Origin of the sequence: Mesorhizobium sp. M7A.F.Ca.US.008.03.1.1 (assembly GCF_003997495.1) — a bacterium.
In the GTDB taxonomy this organism is placed as follows: domain Bacteria; phylum Pseudomonadota; class Alphaproteobacteria; order Rhizobiales; family Rhizobiaceae; genus Mesorhizobium.
Genome location: NZ_RZRU01000004.1, coordinates 345055 through 359497 on the forward strand (window position 1 = coordinate 345055; position 14443 = coordinate 359497).

Annotated in this window: 16 protein-coding genes; 8 read left to right on the plus strand and 8 right to left on the minus strand. The window is 62.7% G+C overall.

Annotated features, from left to right (window positions below):
• The first annotated feature begins 29 nt into the window (after positions 1–29).
• From EOA16_RS09605 to EOA16_RS09625, 5 genes are all read left to right on the plus strand, one after another.
• A complete protein-coding gene (locus tag EOA16_RS09605) occupies positions 30–548 on the plus strand; it encodes an RNA polymerase sigma factor (RefSeq protein ID WP_013532577.1) in 519 nt (172 codons plus the stop codon).
• Positions 545–1336, plus strand: coding sequence for an anti-sigma factor (locus EOA16_RS09610; RefSeq protein WP_127257393.1), 792 nt, complete (start codon positions 545–547; stop codon positions 1334–1336). Before EOA16_RS09605 ends, EOA16_RS09610 begins: the two co-directional genes overlap by 4 nt.
• Before the next feature lie 310 nt (positions 1337–1646).
• Positions 1647–2750 carry a peptidase C39 family protein gene (locus tag EOA16_RS09615; protein WP_127257394.1) on the plus strand — a complete coding sequence of 368 codons (1104 nt, stop codon included), beginning with the start codon at positions 1647–1649 and terminating at the stop codon, positions 2748–2750.
• On the plus strand, positions 2750–4213 hold the full coding sequence (locus EOA16_RS09620) for a RimK family alpha-L-glutamate ligase (protein WP_013532574.1): 1464 nt from the start codon (positions 2750–2752) through the stop codon (positions 4211–4213). Before EOA16_RS09615 ends, EOA16_RS09620 begins: the two co-directional genes overlap by 1 nt.
• A 17-nt stretch (positions 4214–4230) precedes the next feature.
• Entirely contained in the window at positions 4231–4503 is a 273-nt protein-coding gene (locus tag EOA16_RS09625; RefSeq protein ID WP_127257396.1) for a DUF3303 family protein, read from the plus strand.
• A gap of 18 nt (positions 4504–4521) precedes the next feature.
• Here the strand turns inward: EOA16_RS09625 and EOA16_RS09630 are convergent, their stop codons facing one another.
• Positions 4522–5433, minus strand: a complete 912-nt coding sequence (locus EOA16_RS09630) for a LysR substrate-binding domain-containing protein (RefSeq protein ID WP_127257398.1) — start codon at positions 5431–5433, stop codon at positions 4522–4524.
• A gap of 111 nt (positions 5434–5544) precedes the next feature.
• Between EOA16_RS09630 and EOA16_RS09635 the strand changes: the two genes are divergently transcribed.
• On the plus strand, positions 5545–6435 hold the full coding sequence (locus EOA16_RS09635; RefSeq protein WP_127257442.1) for a fatty acid desaturase family protein: 891 nt from the start codon (positions 5545–5547) through the stop codon (positions 6433–6435).
• A 12-nt stretch (positions 6436–6447) separates the two neighbouring features.
• Here the strand turns inward: EOA16_RS09635 and EOA16_RS09640 are convergent, their stop codons facing one another.
• From EOA16_RS09640 to EOA16_RS09650, 3 genes are all read right to left on the minus strand, one after another.
• On the minus strand, positions 6448–8589 hold the full coding sequence (locus EOA16_RS09640; protein ID WP_127257400.1) for an EAL domain-containing protein: 2142 nt from the start codon (positions 8587–8589) through the stop codon (positions 6448–6450).
• A gap of 62 nt (positions 8590–8651) precedes the next feature.
• Positions 8652–9287, minus strand: a complete 636-nt coding sequence (locus EOA16_RS09645; RefSeq protein WP_127257402.1) for an HD family hydrolase — start codon at positions 9285–9287, stop codon at positions 8652–8654.
• Positions 9287–10144, minus strand: a complete 858-nt coding sequence (locus tag EOA16_RS09650; RefSeq protein WP_127257404.1) for a folate-binding protein YgfZ — start codon at positions 10142–10144, stop codon at positions 9287–9289. Before EOA16_RS09650 ends, EOA16_RS09645 begins: the two co-directional genes overlap by 1 nt.
• Before the next feature lie 75 nt (positions 10145–10219).
• On the opposite strand from EOA16_RS09650, the gene EOA16_RS09655 reads away from it, so the two are divergent.
• The gene (locus tag EOA16_RS09655) at positions 10220–11551 is read left to right on the plus strand and encodes a dihydroorotase (RefSeq protein WP_245455894.1); all 1332 of its coding nucleotides are present in this window, start codon (positions 10220–10222) and stop codon (positions 11549–11551) included.
• Between the two features lie 35 nt (positions 11552–11586).
• On the opposite strand, the gene EOA16_RS09660 is transcribed toward EOA16_RS09655, so the two are convergent.
• From EOA16_RS09660 to EOA16_RS09675, 4 genes are all read right to left on the minus strand, one after another.
• Positions 11587–12375, minus strand: a complete 789-nt coding sequence (locus tag EOA16_RS09660) for a hypothetical protein (protein ID WP_164754190.1) — start codon at positions 12373–12375, stop codon at positions 11587–11589.
• A gap of 70 nt (positions 12376–12445) precedes the next feature.
• Positions 12446–12703: a hypothetical protein gene (locus tag EOA16_RS09665; RefSeq protein ID WP_008874920.1), complete on the minus strand. Its 258-nt coding sequence runs from the start codon at positions 12701–12703 to the stop codon at positions 12446–12448.
• A gap of 355 nt (positions 12704–13058) precedes the next feature.
• On the minus strand, positions 13059–13436 hold the full coding sequence (locus tag EOA16_RS09670; protein ID WP_127257407.1) for a TIGR02301 family protein: 378 nt from the start codon (positions 13434–13436) through the stop codon (positions 13059–13061).
• A 65-nt stretch (positions 13437–13501) separates the two neighbouring features.
• Positions 13502–13936, minus strand: coding sequence for an NUDIX domain-containing protein (locus tag EOA16_RS09675; protein WP_127257408.1), 435 nt, complete (start codon positions 13934–13936; stop codon positions 13502–13504).
• 128 nt (positions 13937–14064) lie between these two features.
• Here EOA16_RS09675 and EOA16_RS09680 point away from each other — a divergent pair.
• The coding region (locus EOA16_RS09680) for an SOS response-associated peptidase (protein ID WP_164754191.1) at positions 14065–14443 on the plus strand (379 nt) is incomplete at its 3' end.

The following is a 14443-nucleotide window of genomic DNA, read 5'->3' on the forward strand; positions in this document are numbered from 1 at the left end:
CAACAGGGCGACCTCGAAAACCAGCGGTCATGGACGAAAAGAAGGCAGCAATCCTTGGCGAAATACCGCGCCTGCGCCGCTACGCACGCTCGCTTTTGCGCGACCGCGACGCTGCCGACGATCTCGTCCAGGATTGCCTTGAGCGGGCACTTGTGCGGCTCGACAACTGGCAGACGGGAGAAAGCCCCAGGAGGTGGCTGTTTACGATCATGCATCATTTGTTCATCGACCAGATGCGCAAGGTGAACCGCCGCGGCGAGGCGGCAATGCTGCCGCTGGAGGCGGGCGAGGCTGTTGCCCAGCCGGCCGAGCAGGTGGAGAGCATCGCCTCGCGCGAGATCATCGACGCATTGCAGGCGATCAGCCCCGACCGCCGCGCAGCCCTTGTCATGGTTGCCATCGAAGGTTTTTCCTATGCCGAAGCCGCCAACATTCTGGGCGTGCCTGCGGGCACGCTGATGTCGCGCATTGCGCGCGGGCGTGAGGAATTGCGCGGATTGCTGGACGACACGGCGCGCCGCCGCGCGATAAGGATCGTCGAGAAATGATCCGCCGCGACTTTTCCGAACGTGACATCCACATGGCGCTTGATGGCGAGCTGCCCAGCGATGAGCGCTCGGCCTACGATGCCTGGCTCGACGCCAATCCCGAGATGAAGGCCAAGAGCGCACGTTTCACCGCCGACCGGGCGGCGCTGCGCGCCGCCGTCGCCGACGTGCTGGACGAAGCCGTGCCTGCGCGGTTGCGCAAGGTCGTGCTTGGCGAGGTGCCGGTCAAGGCAGTTGTGCCACGCTCACGCTGGTGGTTTGCCGCTGCTGCCGCCGTGCTTCTGGCCGTAGGCGGACTTGGTGGCTATTTTGCCGGCATCGACGGCATCGCCCTGGAGGATCCGGCGGAAGATCGGCTGGCTGAGCAGGCAATCGCGGCCCATGTCATCTATGCCGCCGAAAAGCGGCATGCCGTCGAGGTGCCGGCCAGCGACAAGGACCATCTGCAGACCTGGCTGTCCAACCGGGTAGGGCTGAAGCTGGTGGCGCCGGACCTGACCGCCGACGGATTCCAGCTGGTGGGCGGCCGGCTGTTGCCGGCAGGCGAGAGCAAGGCCGCCATGCTGCTTTACGAGGACGGGAATGGGCAGCGTATATCGCTGTTCGTCACCACGGAATCGACGGAGAATGCCAAGGGCACCTACGCCGCCACGCAAGACGGACCCGAGGCCGTCTACTGGCTGGACAAGGGCTATGGCTGCGCCGTGGTCGGCTCCTTGCCGCGCGAGCGGCTGGCAGAGGTCGCCAGGAGCGCCTACACGCAACTTGTGAACGGGCTGGCAAGCTGAACGGCATCGCTTTTACCGGTGCCGTCGATCCGCGAATGCCGATCCGGCCGAAGGACCTTTTGCGCCCGTCGGGCCGGCGTCGGATTTGTCACAATTCGGCCCTAATCGAGGTGCGATAGCGCTTGATGAATGCCGTCGCATCGCCCCGAAAATCGGAAACGGTTTTTGGAAACACGAGGCGAAGATTCAAGGTGGTGGAGCGGACTTTGTGCGCCCAGGTGGACGCCGGTTTTCCCAACGCCCTGGTTGGCGTCAAGGACGTGTTCGAGTAGGGCCATTTCCACCATCAATCGAGGTTTTCTGAAGCCGCATGCCTGCCGAGATCCGCACGGCCCGCGCGTCTGACGTCGATGATCTCGCCGCCATTGAGAAAGCTGTTTTCTCAAGCGACCGTATTTCCCGCCGCTCCTTCCGACTGTTCATCGAGCGTGAAACCGCCGAGACGCTGGTCGCCGAAGTCGACGGCCGCGTGGCCGGCTATGCGATCGTGCTGTTTCGCAAGGGCAGCGGCGTGGCGCGCCTCTACTCGATTGCGACCAGTCCGTTTTTCGGCGGGCTGGGTGTCGGCCGCATGCTGCTCGGATCCGCCGAAGATGCCGCCTTCGAGCACGACCGCATGATGCTGCGTCTCGAGGTTCGCGAGGACAACAGCCGCGCGATCCGCATCTACGAACGGGCCGGTTATCGCAAGATCGGCCGCGAGCCCGGCTACTATGAGGATGGCGAAACGGCACTTCGCTACGAAAAGACCTTGCGTGGCGACATTCCGATCGCCACCAAGGTGCCGTTCTACCCGCAGACCTGCGAATTCACCTGCGGCCCGTGCTGCCTGATGATGGCGATGGCCAATTTCGATCGCGGCTTCGTGCCGGATCCGGTCATGGAAATCCGCCTGTGGCGTGAAGCGACGACCGTCTTCATGATGTCGGGTCCCGGTGGGTGCGAGCCATTCGGCCTCGCTGTCTCGGGCTACGAAAGCGGGCTCGCGGTGGAGATCTACGTTTCCTTCTATGGCGCGCTGTTCCTGCAATCGGTGCGTAGTGAGGACAAGCGCAGAGTGATGGAACTGGCCCAGGTCGACTTTCGCCGACGCGCGGAACTTTACGGCATCCCGGTGAATTACCGTGCATTCACAATCGACGATATCCGCGCTGCGATCGCTGGGGGAAAGCTGGTGCTGGTGCTGATCAGCGGATTCCTGATGTTCGGCAAGAAGGTGCCGCACTGGGTGCTGGCGATCGGCGATGACGGCGACCATATCCTGATCCACGACCCTTGGGTCGAGGATGAAAGGCAGGAGACCATCCTTGATGCAGCCAACATTCCCGTGCCTTACGGCATCTTCATGAACATGGCGCAGTTCGGTCGCGATGGATTGCGTGCCGCCATCACTCTGGGAAAGCGTGACAGATAATGACCTGGGTCATCCTTACCGGCAGGCAGAGCGATCTCGATCAGGTGGCGACACCGCACAAGATCATCACCAATCGCGACTATCTCGCGCATCCGTCATTGTTTCGCGGCCAGCGGCCGAAGGTCATCAACCTGTCGAACAATTACGCCTACCAGAGCCGCGGCTACTATGCGTCGCTGCTGGCAAGCTCGCGCGGCCACAAGGTGATCCCGACGGTCGAGACGATGATAGACCTGTCGGAGCGCAAGCTCTATGAGCACGCGCTGCCGGAACTGGAGCTGGCGCTCAACAAATGCCGCAAGGATCTCGGCGGCGCCTTTCCGCAAAAGGTCTGCATCTTCTTCGGCATCGGGCCGTCGAAAATCTGGGACCGTTTCGCCAAGCTGTTGTTTGACTGGTTCCGCGCACCGGCGCTCGAAGTCCACATCAAGGACAGCGCCGAATGGGCCTCGATCCGCAAGATCGGTTTCCATCCGCTGGCGCGCATGACCGAGGACGAGGAAAAAAGCTTCATCCAGTGCCTGGAGACCTACACCAACCGCGAGTGGCGCGACACCAAGGGCCGCACGCCGGCGCGCTACACCTTCGCCACGCTGGTCGACCCGCATGAGGAATTGCCACCCTCGGAGATCTCGTCGCTGCGCTATTGGGCCAAGATCGCCGAGAAGATGGGCGTCGAAATCGAGCCGATCACCAAGCGGGACCTGGCCAAGCTCGCCAATTACGATGCGCTGTTCATCCGCGAGACCACTTCGATTTCCAACCACACTTATCGTTTCGCCCGCCGCGCCCAGCAGGAAGGCATGCCGGTGATCGACGATCCGCTGTCGATGATCCGCTGCACCAACAAGGTCTATCTCAACGAGCTTATGGCCTACAACAAGGTGCCGGTGCCGCCGACGGTGATGATCGCCGGCACCTCGGATCTCGAACTGGCGGCGCAGACACTGGGCTTTCCGCTGGTGCTGAAGATCCCGGATTCGTCATTCTCGCGCGGCGTCAAGAAATGCGCCAACTTCGAGGAACTGAAGACGCTCGCCACCGAATGGCTGGAAGATTCCGACCTCCTGATCGCGCAGAAATTCATTCCGACCGAATATGACTGGCGTGTCGGCGTGCTCGGCGGCCAGCCGCTGTTTGCCGTGCACTATCTGATGGCCAAGAAGCACTGGCAGATCGTCAACCACAAGGCCAACGGCAAGCCCGACCAGGGCGGTATCAAGACCTTCACGCTGAAGGAAACGCCGGCGCATGTCGTCGAGACGGCAGTGAAGGCGGCGCGCTGCATCGGTGATGGGCTCTATGGCGTCGACCTCAAGGAAACCAAGGACGGCGTCTTCGTCATCGAGGTCAATGACAATCCCAACCTCGACCATGGCTGGGAGGATTCCGGCGAGAAGGACGAGGTCTGGGTGCGGCTGACGCAGTGGTTCCTGGAGCGGCTGGACCGGCCGGGGCGGTAATTTGATCGGGGGAAAAGATGCTGTTCATCGTGATCGAGGATTTCACCGGCTGCGATCGCAAGGAGATCTACCGTCGCTTTCGCGACCGGGGTCGCCTGAAGCCGGACGAGCTTCTCGTGCACCACAGCTGGATCGCGGCGGACATGAGCCGCTGCTTCCTGCTGGTGGAGGCCGATGACGTCACGCTGCTGCAGCGTTGGGTCATCGAATGGGCGGATCTGGTGGAATTCGAGATCATCCCAGTGGCGACAAACAAGGACATGGCAGAGGCATTGAGCGGGCACCTCTGATCATTGCAGCGTGTTACGTCAACGCAGTGCCGGCGAGCCGACTGCGCGCCTGCACTCGTCGATCAGCCACTGGCGAAACGCGCCCACGACATCGCGCCTGGCGCTGCGCTCAGGGATCGTCAGGCAATACGGCTGGCGCAGCTCCAGTGCCTGGGCGAGGGGCCTGACAAGCCGGCCATCTTCCAGCGCCTCGGCACAGTAGATCCCTTGCGCCAGCGCCACGCCCAATCCCGAAATGGCAAGGTCGAGTGCGGCGCGCGATGAGTTGGCCGAGAGGCCGCGCTGCGCTGCCCGGCCGGGTTCGATGCCGGCCGCCTCGAACCAGTTGTGCCAGGACGGAAAGGACGCACCGGTCGGTCCCCAGCCAGTGTGGATGAGCGGCAGGTTGGCGAGCCCTTCGGGTTTGATCGTGCCGGCCAGCCCGGGCACACACACGGGATAGACCGCGTCCTGGACGATATCCTCGGTCGGGTGCTCGCGATAATGCGGCCCATAGGAGAGCCTGATGTCGATCAACTCACGGTCGAACGGCACCGGGTCGTCGTCGCCTCTGAGCGATATGTCGACGGCGCCATGGCTTGCGACAAAACCCGCCAGACGCTGCGAAAGCCAACCCATGGCCATGGATGGCGGCACCGACACCACAAGGCGCGGGCGGAACGCATCGCCGCCCAGCTGGCGCGCGACGCTGCCGATCTCCTGGAAGGCCATGGTCAGCCTGGGCAGCATCTCGACGCCGGCCTCGGTGAGGACGACGCGCCGGTTGACGCGGTGGAACAGCTTGCGGCCCATCTGTTCCTCGACGGCGCGGATGAGCTGGCTGACGGCGGCGGCCGACACCGAAAGCTCTTCCGCCGCTGCGGCAAAGCTGCCTGCACGCGCCGCTGCTTCGAAGGCCTGAAGTCCTTTGAGAGATGGAAGTGTGACCATGATTATCGGATAGATAAGTTCAGCTTATCAAAATTGCAGAAATCATCGTTTTTGGAAAGTTTTTTCATGGCTACAGTGGATTTCATCAAATCCCAGCCTGGATCGAAGCCCGTGGATCATCGTGACGTAATTTCATCGTTGACGCAGGAACAGCGCAACCGCCTGACCGCCAAATCGGACGTCGCGGGCCTCGTTCAGCTTGCTGCCCATTGGGGTGCGATCGTGATCTTCGGATCGCTGATCGCCGCCAAGGTGCCGTACTGGCCGCTGCTGATGCTGCCGCAAGGTATCCTCATCGTGTTCCTGTTCACGCTGCTGCACGAGACGGTTCATCGTACGGCTTTCGAAACGCAATGGCTGAACGATGCCGTGGCACGGGTGTGCAGCCTGGCGATCGCACTGCCGGCGGACTGGTTTCGCTACTTCCACTTCGCCCACCATCGATACACGCAGGACCCGCAGAACGACCCTGAACTGGCCTTCCCCAAACCGGAGACATGGCGGCAATATCTGGTCCATGTCTCTGGCATCCCGTTGTGGTGGGGGCACCTCAAGACGCTTTATGCCAATGCGATGGACCGCGGCCGGGAAAGCTACGTTCCGCTAAAAGGCCACGACAAGGTGCGCATCGAGGCGCGCGCCATGATTGCCTTTTATGCCGTGGTCATTCTGCTGGCCGTTTATTTCCGGCTCACCGTGCTTCTCTATGTCTGGATACTGCCGGCCTTGCTCGGCCAGCCGTTTCTGCGCCTCTATCTCTTGGCCGAGCACGGCCGTTGTCCGTTCGTCGCCAACATGCTGGAGAACACCAGGACCACGCTCACCAATTGGCTGGTCCGCAAGCTGGCGTGGAACATGCCGTTCCATGCCGAGCATCACGCCTATCCCGGCGTGCCGTTTCATCAACTGCCGCAGTTTCATGCGCTGATCGAGCGGCATTTGAAGGTGGTCGAGCCGGGCTATGTCAGCTTCCACGAAAAGTACATCGAGACGCTGCATTGACGATGGCCGGCCTCAGCCAGTCTGGCTGTGCGGCACTCGGGATTTCAACAGACGCTGAATATCGGCCGCATTTGACGGCACGCCGATCAGATAGCCCTGCGCCTCGGTACAGCCATTGCCGCGCAGGATGTCGAGCTGCGCCTCGGTCTCGACACCCTCGGCGGTGACAGTGATGCCAAGCTCGGCACCCAGTCCGATGACGGTGCGCACGATCGCCGCGGTGTCGCGATTGCCCAGGTCGTGGATGAACGAACGGTCGACCTTGATCTTGTCGACAGGAAAACGCCTGAGGTAGCCGAGCGACGAATAGCCGGTGCCGAAATCGTCCAGCGCGATGCGGATGCCGAGTTCGCGCAACTGCCGCAGCGTCCTTAGCACCGCCTCGCTTTCATCCATCAGCACGGTTTCGGTGATCTCCAGTTCCAATCGACCGGCTGGCACGCCGGAGAAAGCCAGCGCCGAGATGACGCTGCGGGCGAAGCTGCCGCTTTTAAGTTGCACGGCCGAGACATTGACCGCGACGCGCAGGCCGGCGGGCCAGCGTGCCGCCGCCGCGCAGGCTTTCCTCAGGGCCCATTCGCCAAGCGGCACGATCAATCCGGTTTCTTCGGCGACCGGAATGAAGCTGTCCGGCGCCACCATGCCGCGTTCTGGGGAATGCCAGCGCATCAAGGCTTCCGCGCCGACGATCTCGCCGGAGGCGATGTTCATGATGGGTTGGAAATCGAGGTCGAACTCCTGGCGCGGCAGCGCGGTCTCAAGGTCGACCTCCAGCGCACGCCGTGCCTGTACCATTGCGTCCATTCCGGGTTCGAAGAAGCGATACAGATTGCGCCCTTCGCTCTTCGCCCGGTAAAGCGCTGTATCGGCGTTCCTCAGCAGCGTGTCGGCATCTCCGCCGTCGTCGGGGGAAACCGCGATGCCCAGGCTGATGCCGATATGCATCTCGCGGCTCTTGTCGCGGAACGGTTTTCCGATTGTCTCGACGATACGCTTCGCGAGTTTTTCAGCATTGGCAATGCCCTTGAAATTGAACTGGATGATGACGAATTCATCGCCGCCGAAGCGGGCAACGACGTCGTTTTCATTATGTAGGCAGCGCTGCAGCCGCTCGGCCACGCTCTTCAGCAGCCAGTCGCCGGCCGGATGTCCCCAAGTGTCGTTGACCGCCTTGAAGCGATCGAGATCGAGCGAGAAGATCGCCAGCGGCGTGGCCGCCGTGTCCTCCAGCGCAAGGTCGAGCCGCTCGCGAAACATCGAGCGGTTGGGCAGTCCCGTCAGCATATCGTGATGCGCAAGATGGGTCATGCGCTCTTCGGTGCGGCGGCGCTCCGTAACATCGTCAAAGGTCGCCACCCAACCGCCGCCGCTCATCGGCTGGCGGGTGACCAGAACCGTCCTGCCGTCGGTAAGATGCCGATAGGCTGAATGCATTTTTTTCGCCACCAGGCAGGCCTCGGTCTTGGCGACTTCGCTGTCGACATCGATCTTCGTATAGATACCGAGTTCCAGCAATCGTTCGAGCGCGTCGCGGTGCGTGGTTCCAAGCGGGAAGTCCGCCGCGGTGACGTTGTAGAGTTCTAGAAAACGCCCGTTGCGCACGATCATCTTGCCGTCGGCGTCATACATCAGCAGGCCTTGCGACATGTTGGCGAGCGCTGCGTCGAAGCGGCGGTGCTGCTCCTTGAGATCCTGTTGCGCGCGGCGCTGCTCGGTGATGTCTTCATAGATCGAAACCCAGCCGCCCAGAGCCAGAGGGCGGTGCGAGATGCTGACGATGCGGCCATCCGACAGCATCTCCTCGTAGGTCGAGGGTTTCGCCTGGTCGATATAGGGCTTGCGGATGGCGTAGAGTTCGTCGGCGGTTTGCGAGGCGACGCCGATGTCGACGCTGTGGCGCAGAATGTCGAGGAACCGGATGCCGGGACGTATCACCTTGGCGTCGAGGCAAAAGATGTTTAGGTAGTTGCCGTTGCAGATGATCATCCGCTCGTTGGCGTCGAACATGCACAGGCCGTGCGACATGTTCTCGACCGCAGCCGAAAAGCGTTGGTTCTGCTCCCGCAGCTCGTCTTCCATGTGGCGGGAGCGGTCCATGCCTTCGGCCTCCCGTTTCGGGACGGCCGAACCATCCTTGGCATCAGCGACGGGCATGAGCGCGCCTGCGAACCGTGATCGAACGCGCTACTGTGGCCGCCGCCGGTTAATTTAGCGTTTTAGCCGATTGCGGTCGCCGAAACCTGATGCCGCGCCTTCTCGATCGCGGAAAACTGCTTCAGGAACGCATTCTGCGCCCAGGTCACCGATCGCGGCGTGAAATCGAAGCGGTCGGCATTGAAGCCGCGCGGACGGCCGAAGAACTCGGTCGCCTCGGCGGTCGAAAACCCGGCGAGCAGCGTTGCCTCGAAATAAGCGGCGATCTGGTCGGCGCGCTTGATCTCCTTGCGCAGCGCAGCGGCGGGTTCCGGCGGCAGCGAGAAGCGCAGATGGATGGCGCGCTGCAACCGCAATTCACAGTCCTTATAGCTTCCGCCCATCACCGATTTGAACGGCGAGATCATGTCGCCGATGACATATTCGGGGGCGTCGTGCAGCAGGGCCGCCAACCGGGCGTCGGCCGAAGCCTCGGGCACCAGGTCGCAGAACAGCGCTTCGACCAGCAGCGAGTGCTGGGCGACCGAAAAAGCATGTTCGCCGCTGGTCTGGCCGTTCCAGCGGGCAACCCGGGCGAGCCCATGCGCAATGTCTGAAATCTCGATATCGAGCGGCGAGGGATCGAGCAGGTCGAGCCGGCGGCCCGACAGCATGCGCTGCCAGGCGCGAGCCGGCGCGCCGACGCGGTCGGCGGCCATCAGGCTTCCTCCGCGCCGAAGGCTTCCTGCGGGAAGGCGAATTTTGCCCAGACCGGGATGGCGAGTGAAACAGTGGCGTCCCCGGCCATGATCGGCTGGCCGGCGTCGAGCGCCGCCTTGACCCGGTCGATGCGCGCAATGGCCAGACCGGTCGTGTCGACGGTCGAGCCGAGCGTGCCAACCGGCCTGCCTGCGACGGTCAGCTCGGTGCCGGGCGCGGGTAGGGGCCTGTCGGCCGATGCGATCAGCACGCGCCGCCTGGCCGTGCCGCGATGCTGCATGCGCGAGACGACCTCCTGGCCGACATAGCAGCCCTTCTTGAAGCCGACGCCGCCGGTTTCGTCCAGCAGCACGTCATGGGGAAAGGCGTCTCCGAGTTGGTAGTCGCTGCCGCTTTCGGCAATGCCGCTGGCAATGCGGAAGGCTTGCCACGCGGCAAGATCGCTGCGCTCAGCTGTTTCGCCGTAGGAACGCTCAACGGCGTCGTTGCGAAAGCGCGTGTCGGCCACCGTTGAATCGGATTGTGAGGATGCTGATTCATGTCCCCATGCGACGGTGACAAACGCCTGATCGGATTTGGCAATCTCGACCTTGGCGCGCAGTTTGTAGAGCGTCAGCCGGCGTACGAAATCCTCCGATATGTCGGCCCGGCATTCGAGCCGGGATGCAGTCTCGCCGTCGCGCGAGATCAGGAAATCGAACAGGATCTTGCCTTGCGGCGTCAGCAGCGCGCCGGGCTTGGCTTCGCCGGGAGCCAGGACGTCGAGATCGGTGGTCAGGATGTTCTGCAAAAAATGCTCGGCATCCGGACCTGATACGGAAATGAGGGCGCGGTCTTTGAGCTGGGCAAAGGGCATGGGCGGAAAAGCAACCTGATCTTGCAAAACGGTCGGCCTTTACGTAAGCCGCTGGCACTCCCCCCGCAAGAGAGCATGGCCATGATCTACGACCTCATCCTGACAGGCGGCACAGTGGTCAACCATGACGGCGAAGGGGCTCGCGACATCGGGGTGAAGGACGGGCGCATCGCTGCCATCGGCGATCTCCGCCAGGCCTCGGCCGGCGAGACGATCGACTGCCGCGGCCTGCATATCCTGCCGGGTGTCATCGACAGCCAGGTGCACTTTCGCGAGCCGGGACTGGAACACAAGGAAGACCTTGAAACGGGTTCGCGCGCGGCCGTTCTTGGCGGCGTCACCGCTGTGTTCGAGATGCCCAACACCAATCCGCTGACCACCAGCGAAGCAGCGCTTGCCGACAAGGTCCGGCGCGGCACGGGGCGCATGCATTGCGATTTTGCCTTCTGGATCGGCGGCACGCGCGAAAACGCCGGGGATGTCGGAGACCTCGAGCGGCTGCCAGGTGCGGCCGGGATCAAGGTTTTCATGGGCTCGTCCACTGGCGACCTGTTGGTCGAGGATGACGAGGGCGTCGCGTCGATCCTCCGAAACACGCGCCGGCGCGCCGCCTTTCATTCGGAAGACGAATTCCGGCTGCGCGAGCGCCTTGGCGAGCGCATCGAGGGCGATCCGTCATCGCACCCGGTCTGGCGCGACGAAATCGCCGCCTTGCGCTGTACCGAACGGCTGGTACGCATCGCGCGAAACGCCCGTGCCCGCATCCATGTCCTCCACATCTCGACGGCCGAGGAGATCTTGTTCCTCGAACAGCACAAGGATGTCGCAACCTGCGAGGCAACGCCGCATCATTTGACGCTGAACGCCGACGACTATGCACGGCTTGGCACGCTGATCCAGATGAACCCGCCGGTGCGTGCCGCGCGCCATCGCGACGGCGTCTGGCATGGCATTGCGCAAGGCATCGTCGATGTGCTCGGCTCCGACCACGCGCCGCACACGCTGGCCGAGAAGGCAAAGCCCTATCCGGCCTCACCGTCGGGAATGACCGGCGTTCAGACTCTGGTGCCGCTCATGCTCGACCACGTCAATGCCGGCCGGCTGACCTTGCAGCGCTTTGTCGACCTCTCGAGCCACGGCCCGCAACGCATCTTCGGCATGGCGAGAAAGGGCCGCATCGCTGCCGGCTACGACGCCGACTTCACCATCGTCGATATGAAGCGGCGCCAGACCATCACCAATGCGCAGGCCGGTTCGAAAGCCGGCTGGACGCCTTATGACGGGAGAGAAGTGATCGGCTGGCCGGTCGGCACCGTCATTCGCGGCCGCCGCGTGATGTGGGAAGGCGAGATCGCCACGCCAAGCCAGGGTAGGGCGGTGGAGTTTTCTGAGGCTTTGCCCCGCTAGGCTCCCCACCCCCCGTAGGGTGGGAAGAGCCGCACTCAATCCCCCGCGACGAAGAACGACCACTGTCCGCTAGGGGTGATACCGACGCGATAGAAAATATAGGCGCCGAACTGCTTCATGTCGTCGAAATCGCCAGCGGTGACGATCTTGAACAGTTCGACCCGCTGCTTGGCGTCCAGCTTGTCCAGCGGCAGGGCGAAGAAATACGGCCACACATAGAGCTCTTGTGGCGTGCCGGCATCGAGGTGGACGTAGCCGGCATCGAGCACCTCCTCCAGGATGGCCAGGATCTCCTGGCCGTCCGGGTCGCCGGAGAGCCCCTTGAGGAAGGCGATGGCGTCGCCGTCTATGTCGGTCAGCGATATCTGCGTGGCGCTGTCGCCCTTGCCGATCAAGGGCCGCAGCTTTTCGATGTCGCCGCCCTTGCAGGCTTCGACGATCAGGTCGTGCATGCGCAGTACCGGCTCCGGCAGCTTGGCGAGATCGTAGACAACCTCGGGCACCGGCGTGTCCGGATCGACGCGCGGTCTGGTCACGCCGCCATCCGCCGGGCTGTCCGGCTCGGCTTCATTGGGAGCAGCCGGTTCAGTGGTCGGCGGCGGCGTTCCGACCGGGTTGGGCATTGGCACGGTGCTTCCCGGAGGCGACATGTCATCGTCCGCCGGCGGCGTGACTGTTGGCGGGAGCTCTTCGCGCTTGATCTCGCTCAGCGCGTAGGCGGGGCCGCTCGCGAGACACACAACCAGGGGGATCGCGGCACAGCAAGCGGCGAAGGAGATGCAGAGGACAAAGCCACGCGGCTTGCCTGACATCGAAAAACTCACTGCCCGTTTCTCCCTGCTTCCGGGCATGACGCCCGAGCGGCATTTTGCCGTCAAAGAACCGGACGTCGGTTCAGTGCCGCAGCCGTTCAGGTTCGAAGGCGCCAGCAATCACCTTTTCACGCATACGGTCGAGCAGGGCAAGGGCCGAGGTCTCGCCATTGGCACGCAACATCTCGCCGAAGGCTGTTTCGAGCGCTGCTTCGGCAATGATCTCGGGCTCTATCCCGGCGGAGAGACCTTCCGCCCAGGCCTCGCTGTGGCTTTCCACGGCGGTCAGGCGTTTTTCTTCCCTGACCAGCGCGTCGATGTCGTTGACACCATGTTCCATAAGCGAATGTCCACCCTTTCAAGCTGCGATCCATCGATGTGGACCAGGCCTGATCTGTTCATTTCACACGCAGGGACAATTAAGTATTTGTAAATACGACATTTTTTTGATCGTCTTTTACAAAGCTTGATTGCCTTGTGCGAAGCTGCGTTCAGCTCGAGTCAAACTTAGCCGATTGGGGCGGCCTGCGGGGCGAAAACCTTCAGTTTGAGTTAATTCCGCTTTCGCGCGGTAAGGTTTCGTTAATACTGTTGCAGAAGTGCAACATCAGGATTGCACCAAGATGTCGCCTGGCACAAGCCGATATATCGGCTGTGCCCAGCAATGATCCGGATAGTTGTTGATGAGCGGGTGCCTAGTTGCCGTAACGCGAGGCGATATCGCGCGACAGCGTCTCGCCTTCCTTCATGTAGCGGCTGATGGCTTCGGTCGCCGACGGCGTGCACCGCGTATAGGTGCCGCCGAAGGAGCGGTAGCCGCGATTGAAGCTGGCGATGAAGCGAGCGCGCCGCTCGGCGTCCGGATTTTCCGAATCAAGCAGTTTTGTCATCTCGACACGCCACTGGTCGCCCTTCTCGCCGCACAAATTGCGCAGGAAATGCAGCGACCCCAGAACCTCCGCCAGCCGCATCAGCCCCGGCTCGAACGGTGATTCGGCGCTGAACACCGGCCGTGCCGAGACGGCTGCGCTGACGGCAAGACACATGGCGAGGAGCATGGATGGACGGTTCATAGGCGCTCTTGGCAAAATAGCATAAGCCTTTGTGGCGAAACAATTTGTCGCCCGCAAGGCGATTTTCAGGACCGCGCCCCGGGGGTTCCGCCGGCGCCCAACAAGTCTTCGGCGACCGCGAACACCGCGCCGGCGAGCGGCAGTGCCGCCATCTCGCTGAGCGTATAGAAGGCGGCCGTCTCGGCGTCGTCGTTGGCCACCGCCTCGCCGCCGGCATAGGCGGCGCCGAAGACCGTGAGGCGATAATCGACCGGGTGGCTGTCGTCCTTGCCGTCGATGTGGATTTCCCGCAGCGGGCGATAATTTGTGGCGCGTAAACCGGTTTCTTCCAGAAGTTCGCGCTCTGCCGCTGCCTCCAGCGTCTCGCCGGGTTCGACCTTGCCACCGGGGAAGGCATAGAGCCCTTGCGAGGGTTGCCGGGCTCGCTTGACCAGAAGCACGGTGTCTGCCCGCACGACTGCGACCGATACTGCCGGAAGTGTCTTGCGCGCTTCGTTCATGGGTTTCCGATCAAGCGTGTAGGCAGGTCTGTTGTGGACCACCCAAGCATGGGCAAGCTTTAGCGGTTGCGCAACGTCGGTTGCATCGCCACTTTCAAGCTGAACCATTCGAAGGGCGCCAATCGACCATGTGCGGACGTTTTGCCTTGACCGCGACGCCGGACCAGACTGCCGCCTTGCTAGGCTTGGCCGAACTGGAAGATTTCCCGGCGCGCTACAACATCGCCCCGACGCAGCCGATCCTGATGGCGATCGCCGGCCCTCCGCGGTTGCCGGGCTCGAATCTGCCGGACCGGCAGCCGATGCTGGTGCGCTGGGGACTGATCCCGACTTGGGTGAAGGATACCAGGGAGTTTCCACTGCTGTTCAACGCGCGCTCTGAGGGCGCTGCCGAAAAGGCCTCGTTCAAAGCGGCGATGCGTCATCGCCGCGCTTTGGTGCCGGCGTCCGGCTTTTATGAATGGCGGCAAACCGGTGGCAAGAAGGGGCAGCCCTATTGGATACGCC